Raw genomic sequence first — 9,940 nt, forward strand, 5'->3', positions numbered from 1 at the left:
TCCGGCCGTGCCGCAAGGGCGGCGTCGAAGGAGCGCGGGGCGTCGGGCATCCTGAATGGGTCAAGGTCGGAGAGAGGTAAAGGAGCCGTGGTGAGCGAGCGCGGGCAGGGTCGGCACGATGGGACCCCCGGGGCGTCTCCGCAGCTGCGGCTGGACGAGTTGCTGGACGGCCTGCAGGAGCAGGTCCAGCAGGTGCGGGCGGCCCGGGACAGGATGCGCCCCCTGCTGGACGCGGTGCTGGCCGTCGGTTCCGACCTGGACCTGGGGGTGGTGCTGCACCGCATCGTGGAATCCGCGGCCACCCTGGTCGACGCCCGGTACGGGGCGCTCGGGGTACTCGGCGAGGACGGCACGATCAAGCAGTTCGTCACGGTCGGCATGGACGAGGGCACCATCGCCCGGATCGGACACTATCCGCGCGGCGAGGGCATCCTCGGCCTGCTCATCCGGCACCCGGAGCCGTTGCGGCTGGCGAACCTGGCGGAACATCCGGCGTCCGCGGGCTTCCCGCCGGGGCACCCGCCGATGACCAGCTTCCTCGGCGCCCCGATCCGGGTGCGCGACCAGATGTTCGGCAACCTGTATCTGACCAACAAGAAGGGGGCCGCGGAGTTCGACGCCGATGACGAGGCGGTGCTGCGCACGCTCGCCGCGGCGGCCGGCGTGGCGATCGACAACGCCCGGCTGTACGACGACGCCCGGCGCAAGCAGCGGTGGCTGGCGGCGAGTGACGAGCTGACCCGTGGTCTGCTGTCGGGCGGGGACCCCGCCGAAGTCCTGGAGTCCGTCGCCGGCACCGTGCGGGAACTGGCCCGCGCGGACCTGGTCACCCTGGCGCTGCCGGTCGGCGACAGCGGTGAACTGGTCGTCGAGGTCGCGTCCGGGAAGCGGGCCGAAGCGCTACGCGGCCTGGTGCTGCCCGTCACCAACCTGGCCGCGAAGGTCTTCGCGTCCGGGGAGACGATCATCAGCGAGGCCGTCAGCGCGGACCCACGCGCCGAGGGCGGCAGCGCCTCGGTGGTGGAGCTGGGACCGGCCTTCCTCGTGCCGCTCGGCACACGCGACCATGTCCGCGGCGTGCTGCTGGTGGCGAACGTGCCCGGCGGCCCGGTCTTCCCGGAAGAGGTCGTCGACATGATCACCGGGTTCGGCAACCAGGCGGCCCTGACCCTGGACGTCGCCGAGCACCGGCGGGACGCGGAACGCATGCTGGTCCTCCGGGACCGCGACCGGATCGCTCGCGATCTTCACGACCTGGTCATCCAGCGGCTGTTCGCCGGGGCCCTGTCCCTGCAGTCCACGCTGGGCCGGGTCGCCGACCGGCCCCAGGTGGGCGAGCGGATCCAGCGGGTCGTGGACGACCTGGACGACACGATCAAGGTGGTCCGCTCCACGATCTACGCCCTGCGGGAGAGCGACCGGGCCCGGGGCAGCGGGCTGCGCGCCCGGCTGGTGACGGCCACTGACCGGGCGGCCGAGTCGCTCGGCTTCACCCCGGCGCTGCGCATGACCGGCCTGCTGGACACCATGGTGCCCGCCGAGCACGCCGCCCATCTGCTGGCCGTGCTCGGTGAGGCCCTGTCCAACACGGCCCGGCACGCCCATGCCGCCGCGGTCGACGTGAGCGTCGAGGCGTCCGGTACGGCCCTGCGCCTGTGGGTGGCCGACGACGGCCGGGGGATCGATCCCACCGTCACCCGCCGCAGCGGTCTGGGCAACCTGAGAAGGCGGGCCGAGGAACTGGGCGGCACCTTCACCCTGGCCTCGAACAAGCCGAGCGGCACCGTGGTGGAGTGGGTCGTCCCGCTGCCCGCAGCGTCCTGACGACCTGGGGAGCAATAGGGAGTGGGTGAAGGAGCGGCGTCCGGTGCGGTCGATCGCAAGGCGCCGGAAGGTCCTCGTGGCGGAGCTACCAGGACGTTTCGGCAACGCCGTGAGCGGCCGCACCGGGCGCCGCGACGCTGCTCCCTGTTGCTCCCCAGGTCGTAAGGTCGCCGCTCACCACCGTCCGGCGCATTCCGGTGCCGGACGGCGGTCAGGGGACGCCGGCCCCGCACCGGTCGGCCGTGAGGCGCGCGGCGGCACGCGGTGTGCGGCCGCCCTCGGGGCCGTAGCCGAAACGGATCAGCAGTTGGGGGAAGCAGCGTCGCCTCGGGCTGCCGACGGCCGCCCTCAGGTCCGGCCACTCCATGGCCTGGTGCAGCATCGAGGTGCGCACCCCGTGCACCGTGGCCACCAGCAGGACCCGCTCCAGCGCCTGGCCCGCCCGCAGCCAGTCCTCCGGGCGGTCACGCGCGGTCCACAACAGGGCCACCTGCGCATGGCGTTCGAAGCGCAGGGCGGGCAGGCGCATACCGGGCACCTGACCGGTGAAGTCCCGCATCGGCATCCGCCCGGCCGCCTCCAGCGGGCCCAGCGCGGTGACCGGGATCCCGTAGGGGTCCTTGTCGCCGGGCGTGCTGATCCAGGCACGGGCCTCGGCGGTACGGGCCGGGTGGCCGGCGTTGCGTGTCTCGGCGGCGCCGGTCAGACGCAGCAGACGCCGGGTGCCGACGATGTCGGGGACGTCCAGGTGCGCGTGCTCGCCCCGGGCGGCCGTGATCATCTCCGTCGTGATGGGCTCCGGCACCGGCCGGCCGGTGAAGGGCATACGGCTGGTGTGGCGCCGCTCGACGGCCTCGTACAGAGCGCGGTACGACGGCCGCCCACCCGGCTCGAGGGCGGTCAGGTGCACGGTGGCCAGCAGATCCGGATCACCGCGATCGGGGAGCAGGTGTACGACGGGACCCCAGCCCAGATGCGCTGCGGCCACTCGCAGATTGAAGACGGCGGCGCCCACGGACATGTGCAGGGCGCGCCGTTCCGGATCGGCCAGCGGCAGCGGACGTCTGCGGTCGGCGCGCACCTCGATCGCCCGGGTGAGCGGGTCCATGCCGAACCGCCAGGGCTGCGTGTTGTGGATCGACGGCGCCGCGACCGCTGCTGACAGCAGGGTCTCCAGCGCAGCCGCATCGACTTCAGGCGTCTGCATGACGGCTCCTTCATCGGGCACACAGCGGGGCCGTGCATCCGGCCGCCCGAGGGTCAGGGCTGACGTGGCGGGCGGCCGGACGGTGACCTGACCGGATGGCATCGGCCGCACCACCACGCGCCTGCCCTGGCCGGGACGGGGGACAGGACCGGGTCGGCGCTGAGTGCGGTCGTCCACGCGAGTACCTCCGGTTCGATCACCGTCAGCATGCCTCCCCGGGCGCCTCGGCAGCGTCGGCCAACCGGTCCCCGTACGGGGGCCATTGGGCCCTTCGCGGCGCACCCGAGAGGGCTTGAAAGCCGTCAGGTGCGTCGCAGCCGATGCGTGCCGGCGGTGATGTCACCTCCCCGTCATGTCTTCGATGCGCGGCGGGGCCGGTGCGCCGGGCCGTGGTGGCGATGGAGTTCGATGGCCACCGGGGCGGCGGTGAACACGGAGGAGTAGGTGCCGACCGCGAGGCCGATGAGCAGGGCGAGGGCGAAGTCGGTGAGCGAGTCCCCGCCGAGCAGGGCCAGGGCGGTGAGGATGAACGCCGCGCCCATGCCGGTGTTGACGGTCCGGGGCAGCGTCTGCAGGACCGCCTGGTTCGTGACACGTGCCAGGGGCGTCTTGTGCTCGCGCCGCCACAGTTCCCGGATGCGGTCGAAGACGACGACGGAGTCGTTGACCGAGTAGCCGATGACCGTGAGGACGGCGGCGAGGAACAGCCCGTCGACGGGTTTGCCGAGCCAGGCGAAGATGCCGGTGAGGATGAGCACGTCGTGGGTCAGGGCGACGACCGCGGCGGTGCCGAACATCCAGCGGAACCGAGCCGCGAGATAGAGGAGTTGGGCACCGAGGGCCACGGCGAGGGCGATCAGGGCGCCCTGGCGCAGTTCCTTGCCGAGGCTGGGCCCGATCCGCTCGTCGCGGACCTTCTCCGTCGTGCCGCCGAGGCCGCGCACGGCGTCGGTGACGGTGGCCTCCTCGGCATCGGTCAGCCGGTCGGTGCGCACGGTCAGGCCCCTGTCGCCGGAGGACTGGACGACGGCGCGGGGGAATCCGGCGTCGGTGAGGGCCGTGCGTGCGCGCTCGGGGTCGACGGGGGTCGTGGTGGAGTACTCGATGAGACGGCCGCCGGTGAACTCGACACCGAAGTCCAGGCCGCGGACCGCGATGCCCGAGGCCGCCAGGACGAGGACGGCGGCGGAGGCGGCCAGCCAGCGGCGCGGATACCGCATCAGGTCCGGGGCGCGGCGCATGAGGTGGTCGCGGACAGCGCCGGTGTGTGCGATGCCGGTGATGCGGGGGCGGCGGCGGACACCGGGGCGGGCCGCGGCGTACTCGGCGAGCACCCGGGTGATCACCAGCGCGCTGACCATGGAGGCGAGGACACCGATGCCGAGGGTGACACCGAAGCCGCGTACGGGCCCGGAGGCCAGGAAGAACAGCAGTGCGGCCGCGATCAGCGTGGTGATGTTGGAGTCGGCGATCGCGCTGAAGGCGTTGCGGAATCCGGCCGCCAGAGCCGAGCGCGGGGTGGGGCGATGGCGGGTGGCGTACTCCTCGCGGGCGCGTTCGAAGACGAGCACGTTGGCGTCCACGGCCATGCCGATCGCCAGGACGAAGCCGGCCAGGCCCGGCAGGGTCAGCGTGGCGCCGAGAGCGGCCAGGGCGGCGTAGGAGATGAGGCCGTAGCAGGCCAGGGCCACCGTGGCCAGGACGCCCATGAACCGGTAGACGCCGATGATGAACAGCGAGGTCAGGATGGTGCCGATGGCGGCGGCCCAGGTGCTTGCCTCGATGGCCTGCGCGCCCAGGGTGGGGCCTACGGTGCGCTGTTCGACGGTCTCGACCGGCACGGGCAGTGCTCCGCCGTTGATGAGCAGGGCCAGTTCGCGGGCCTCCGTGTCACCGAAGGAGCCGGTGATCTGGGTGGAGCCCCCGGAGATACCGGACCGGCAGGCGACGGACGGGTCGACCTGGGGCGAGGAGATGACGGTGTCGTCCAGCACGATGGCGACCCGGCGGGTGGGGTCTCCCGCCGGGTGACAGGCGGCCTCCCCGGTCAGCCGGGCCCACCCGTCGCGGCCGGCGCCCTTGAAGTCGAGGGCGACATGCCATCCGGCACCGCCCTGCTGGTCGAATTGGGCGTCGGCGCCCTTGACGTCCTTACCGGTCAGCGCGGCGTCCTGAAGGCGCAGCCGCTGACCGGACTCGTCGGCGAGGACGCGTTCCCCGGGGCGTTTCGGTTCCGGTCGGCCGGTGTCGTCGGCGCTGTCGGCCGCGCCCAGCACCTGGTGGAAGGTGAGCTGAGCGGTTCGGCCGAGGACGTCGGCCGCCTTCTTCGGATCCTGCACCCCGGGCAGTTCGACGATGATCCGGTTGCCGCCGGAGCGGACGATGGTGGGTTCGGCGACGCCGAGCGCGTCGATACGGCCGCGCAGCACTTCCACGGCGCGGTCGGTGGCCTCGGCGTCGGCGGTGACCGTGGGGGTGGAGCGGGTCTCCAGCACGATCTGGGTACCACCCCGCAGATCGAGTCCGAGGCGGACCGGCACGGTGACGGCTATGTACAGCGATAGGGCGATCACGGAGAGGGCGAACAGCGCTCTCACCCGGAGTGAGCGGGTCAACAGGGGCCTCCAGCAGGCACACCACAGCCGCGGCGGGCGCGGCGGCAGAAAGGGAAAAGGGGATGTCAGATGCTGGAAGGCGCGGGTGGTGCCCGCCCGCGGTCACACGGGGTGTGCCGCGTGGTGAGCGGCGGATGTTCGGACGACGGTGGTGCCCGCGGGGGCTGCGCCCGGACGGCGCTGGTGCTCAGGGGGAGGATGGCGAGGTCACCGGGAGGTGTCGTGCGCTCGCCGAGGGGGGTGCGGAGGGCTCTGGCCCGGGCGGTGCAGGTGGTGAGGCACGCGTCGTCGGCCAAGGGGCCGGTGTGGTGGGCGGCCGCGACCGCGGCCGCTCGGCTCGGCGCCGGGTCGGCGGGAGCGTGCCGTACCGGTGCGCCGGCCACGGCGAACGCGGTGACGAGCGTCAGCAGGGCGGCGACCAGTGCGGCGGTCGCCGCCGCGCACATGCGTCGGGTGCGCGAAGCCTCGTTCATCGGGTCAGGGCTCGATGAGGCCTGCGCGGATGGCGTAGCGGGTGAGTTCCAGACGGTTGCGCAGACCGAGCTTGTGCAGCAGGTTCGCCCGGTGCCGCTGGACGGTCTTGATGCTGATGACCAGGATCTCGGCGATCTCCTTGGAGGAGTGGCCCTCGGCGACGAGCTTGAGGACCTCCTCCTCGCGGGCCGTCACGATCTGGTCGGGGGCCTCTTCGCCGTGACGGACGCGGTCGAGGTAGTTGCGGATCAGGGCGGTGACCGCCCCCGGGTAGAGGAAGGGCTCGTCGCGCATCGCGGCCCGGCAGGCGGCGACCAGGTCGCGGTCGGCGACGGACTTCAGGACGTAGCCGCAGGCGCCGGCCTTGAGCGCCTGGAAGAAGTACTGCTCGTTGTCGTGCATCGTCAGCATCAGGATGCGCAGGCCCGGTTTCAGCGCGGCCAGTTCGCGGGTGGCCTGCAGACCGGTCAGACGGGGCATGGCGATGTCGAGGACAGCGAGGTCGATGTCGTGGCTGCGGGCCATCTCGATGGCCTCCGCACCGTCACCGGCCTCGGCGACCACCTCCAGGTCCGGCTCCCGGTCGAGGATGAGCCGCACCCCGCGACGCACCAGCGCATGGTCGTCGGCCAGAAGGATACGGATCTTGGACGGGTCGGGCATGGTCACGACTGCTTCCTGACGGCGGGCACGGTCAGCCGGATCTGGGTACCGGTTCGGGGTGCGGGGGTGATGTCGAGTGTGGCTCCGATGAGCAGGGCCCGTTCGCGCATGCCGCGGATCCCGGCGCCCTCGCACGAGGCCGCCATTCCGCGGCCGTCGTCACAGACGGCGAGGACCACCGTGCCGTCGGCGTGACGCAGGCTCACTTCGACGCGTTCGGCGTCCGCGTGCCGGGCGACGTTTGTCAGGCTCTCCTGCGTGACCCGGTAGAGCACCAGCTCCGCCTCCGGTTCCAGCGCGGGCAGGTCGGCATCGAAGTGGCGCAGCACGCGTAGTCCGGTGTGGGCGGCGAAATCCGTGGTGAGCGAGATCAGCGCGCTGACGAGGCCGAGATCGTCCAGGACGCCCGGGCGCAGCCGGCGAACCAGCCGGCGGACCTCGTCCAGGCTCCCCCGGGTGATCTCCTGAACCTGCTGGAGCTCGCCGCGCAGCGGTTCGTCCGCCTCGTCCGCCGACCGCTTGAGCGACAGCAGGATCGCGGTCATGCTCTGGCCGACCTCGTCGTGCAACTCCTGGGCGATACGGCGCCGCTCGGCCTCCTGCGCGAGCAGGACGCGGGCGCTGCTCGCGGCCCGTTCGGCCTCCAGCCGCTCGAGCATGGCGTTGAAGGTCCGGATCACCTCGGCGACCTCGCCGTGCCCGCCGGCCGGCAGCCGCTGACCGGGACGCAGCAGGTCGACGGTCGTCATGAGCCGGGCGAGCCGGTCCAGCGGGGCCAGACCGAACCGCAGCAGGGCCGCGTTGGCGACCAGCATGATGACCAGACCGCCCACCAGGATGACCGCCTCGGTCAGCACGACGGGAACGGAGACGGTCACCGGGGCCCACAACAGCAGCGCGGTGGCCGTGCCCAGCACCACCGCATTGAGCCCGAAGATCCGCCAGAACAGGGACACCGGGGTACGCCTTCCTTTCCTTGCACGGTCTGCTTCACTGCCGGTCATCGCGGCCGGCCGACGCGCACCCCGGAATCGAGCTGCGGCCACTGGTTGCGACCGAGCCTTCGGACAGCCTGCCCGTCGACCGTCGCCGGGTCGATGGGACCTGTCCCCCATTTCCGGGAGCGCGCCGACCCCATCCGACCCTCGGATGGATCCCTCGGCCCCCGGCAGATGGGTGCTGCGACCGATGGGTAATCCGCGCCGGATCGACCAGAGTGGAGGCGGAGCCGATCAGCCTGTCCCGCCGCCTCCACGGTAGCCGGACGGCCAGAGCCTGTGCCGGGCGTCGCGTGGCTCGCCCTTCGGGCGGACGACGGGATGTCCGGCACAGGCCCTGACGGTCCCGTAGCCCTGCCCACGACGCACACACCGACCCCGTGTGCAGAAAAGGATCCGCCATGCCGCTCGAAACGCCCCGGACCGAACCGAGCCCCGAGCGTCCGACCGCCCACGAGACCCGCCAGCGTCTCGAACACGCCCGCAACGCACGACTGACCCAGCTGCAGGCCCTCAGCGAGAGCGGACGTTCCGCCGAGGACGACCTCATGGCCACCCAGAAGGGCGCCATCGAGGAGGTGCTCAAGGAGATCGACGAAGCCCTCGCCCGTGTCCAGGACGGCACGTACGGCACCTGTCTGGGCTGCTCCCGGCCCGTCCCGGCGGAGCGCCTGGAGATCCTGCCCTACACGCGCTACTGCGTCTCGTGCCGGCGCCGCGCCGCCTGAGCACCGCCCGTCCAGCCCTCGTATCCAGCCCTCGTACCCCGCGCCGCTCAAGAGGTGAAGTGGTGAACAAGCAGATCATCGGCGACCGCACCACGGTCCTGTCCGCCGAGGACCTCGCCGCGCTCCGCGAAATCCTGCACGAGCAGCGACTGTTCCGCCGGGAGCAACTGCAGCAGATCGCGGCCACCGCCGCGACCGGCGAGGGCGACCTGCCCGGGCGGCAGGACGCGGCGCAGCTCGAGGTGACCGTCAAGCTCGCCGCCTCCGCCCGTATGGTCCTCAGCGATGTCGAGGCAGCTCTCGAGCGCATGGAGGAGGGCCGCTACGGCGCCTGCCACCTGTGCCGGCACCGCATATCACGCGACCGTCTGATGGTCGTGCCGCAGGCCCGCTACTGCGCCCGCTGCCAGCAGGTCAGGGAGGCCGGCCGGTGACCACGGCACCTCACTCCCTCCCCACCCCCGGCCGGCACAGGCCGTGGCCCCAGTGCCGGCAGTGCAGCGGCGTCGCCCTCGACCTGGGCGGCGCCCGCACCCGCGCCTGGGTGGCCGGCCGGGGGCTGATCCTCGACGTCCCCACGGTGACGCCCCCGGACACCGGCGCCGTTCACCCCGTCCGGCGCGGCGCCGTCGTCGACACCCCGGCCACGGCCCGGATGCTCGAAGGCCTGCTCGCCCACCGCCTGCCCCGCTCCAGCCGCCCCCTGGTCATCGTGACCACGCCGGTGCTGGACGGTGTCGCCTACCGGAACGAGGTGCGCTCCGCACTGGAGGTGCTGCGGCCGCGCAGTGTGCTGACCGTGCCCGCCGCCCGGGCCGTCGCCGCCGCCGCGCGCGCGGACCTGTCGCATCCCCTGCTCGTCGTGGACCTCGGCGCGCACGTCACCGAGGTGGTCCTCCTGTCGGACGGCGCGGTCGCCGACGCACGCCGTACCTGTCTGGGCACCGGCGACCTCGACGACACCACCACGCACACGCAGATCACCGACGCCGTCGTCGGCATGGTGACCACCATGCTGCGGCAGGACCGCACCTCGCTCACGCTCGACGCCCTGCGGCGCGGTGTGCTCCTGGCCGGCGGGGGCGCGCTGCGTCCCGAGATCACCTACGGTCTCAACGGCCGGCTGCACGCCCCTGCCAGGCCCGCGCCGGCCCCGCACACCGCTGCCGTGCGAGGCGCCGCCAAACTTCTCGAAGCCGCTCACACCCACCCCTCGACCAGCGGTACGGTCCCCACCGTTCTGCACTCCGGCTAGTGCTGTGACCGGAAAGGTTTGCCGGAAAGCTCGCGGCGTCCGGTGCGGTACATCGCAAGGCGGAGCATCACCCGCGTACTGGATGTACTCGGGTGATGCGACAACGCGGCGTGGGGGTCCCCCCTGCTCGAAGAGCTTGGGGGAGTGCCGTGCCGGGCGTCGCGAGCCGGTGAACC

Annotated in this window: 9 protein-coding genes; 4 read left to right on the forward strand and 5 right to left on the reverse strand. The window is 72.5% G+C overall.

The window, feature by feature from the left end:
• Positions 1 to 90: 90 nt before the first annotated feature.
• Positions 91 to 1,824, forward strand: coding sequence for a sensor histidine kinase (locus tag BIV24_RS21625; protein WP_245766885.1), 1,734 nt, complete (start codon positions 91 to 93; stop codon positions 1,822 to 1,824).
• Between the two features lie 211 nt (positions 1,825 to 2,035).
• On the opposite strand, the gene BIV24_RS21630 is transcribed toward BIV24_RS21625, so the two are convergent.
• The 5 genes from BIV24_RS21630 to BIV24_RS21650 all read right to left on the reverse strand — a co-directional run bounded on the left by BIV24_RS21630 (position 2,036) and on the right by BIV24_RS21650 (position 7,739).
• Positions 2,036 to 3,031: an Acg family FMN-binding oxidoreductase gene (locus tag BIV24_RS21630; RefSeq protein ID WP_071368046.1), complete on the reverse strand. Its 996-nt coding sequence runs from the start codon at positions 3,029 to 3,031 to the stop codon at positions 2,036 to 2,038.
• A 350-nt stretch (positions 3,032 to 3,381) separates the two neighbouring features.
• Positions 3,382 to 5,646, reverse strand: coding sequence for a protein translocase subunit SecD (gene secD, locus BIV24_RS21635; protein ID WP_071368047.1), 2,265 nt, complete (start codon positions 5,644 to 5,646; stop codon positions 3,382 to 3,384).
• Positions 5,647 to 5,711: 65 nt separating this feature from the next.
• Positions 5,712 to 6,119 (reverse strand): hypothetical protein, encoded by a 408-nt coding sequence (locus tag BIV24_RS21640; protein WP_143064642.1) that lies wholly within the window; start codon positions 6,117 to 6,119, stop codon positions 5,712 to 5,714.
• A 4-nt stretch (positions 6,120 to 6,123) separates the two neighbouring features.
• Positions 6,124 to 6,783 carry a response regulator gene (locus BIV24_RS21645; protein ID WP_245766886.1) on the reverse strand — a complete coding sequence of 220 codons (660 nt, stop codon included), beginning with the start codon at positions 6,781 to 6,783 and terminating at the stop codon, positions 6,124 to 6,126.
• A gap of 2 nt (positions 6,784 to 6,785) precedes the next feature.
• A complete protein-coding gene (locus tag BIV24_RS21650) occupies positions 6,786 to 7,739 on the reverse strand; it encodes a HAMP domain-containing sensor histidine kinase (protein WP_071368050.1) in 954 nt (317 codons plus the stop codon).
• Between the two features lie 443 nt (positions 7,740 to 8,182).
• On the opposite strand from BIV24_RS21650, the gene BIV24_RS21655 reads away from it, so the two are divergent.
• Genes BIV24_RS21655 through BIV24_RS21665 form a run of 3 tightly spaced genes read left to right on the forward strand, consistent with a single transcriptional unit; the run spans position 8,183 to position 9,764 of the window.
• Complete coding sequence (locus tag BIV24_RS21655; protein ID WP_071368051.1) at positions 8,183 to 8,509, forward strand: TraR/DksA C4-type zinc finger protein; 327 nt, start codon at positions 8,183 to 8,185, stop codon at positions 8,507 to 8,509.
• A gap of 59 nt (positions 8,510 to 8,568) precedes the next feature.
• Entirely contained in the window at positions 8,569 to 8,943 is a 375-nt protein-coding gene (locus tag BIV24_RS21660) for a TraR/DksA family transcriptional regulator (RefSeq protein WP_071368052.1), read from the forward strand.
• Positions 8,940 to 9,764 (forward strand): rod shape-determining protein, encoded by an 825-nt coding sequence (locus tag BIV24_RS21665; RefSeq protein ID WP_071368053.1) that lies wholly within the window; start codon positions 8,940 to 8,942, stop codon positions 9,762 to 9,764. The genes BIV24_RS21660 and BIV24_RS21665 overlap by 4 nt, the downstream gene beginning before the upstream one ends.
• The last annotated feature ends 176 nt before the right edge of the window (positions 9,765 to 9,940 follow it).

Source organism: Streptomyces colonosanans, assembly GCF_001866645.1.
Lineage (GTDB): Bacteria > Actinomycetota > Actinomycetes > Streptomycetales > Streptomycetaceae > Streptomyces > Streptomyces colonosanans.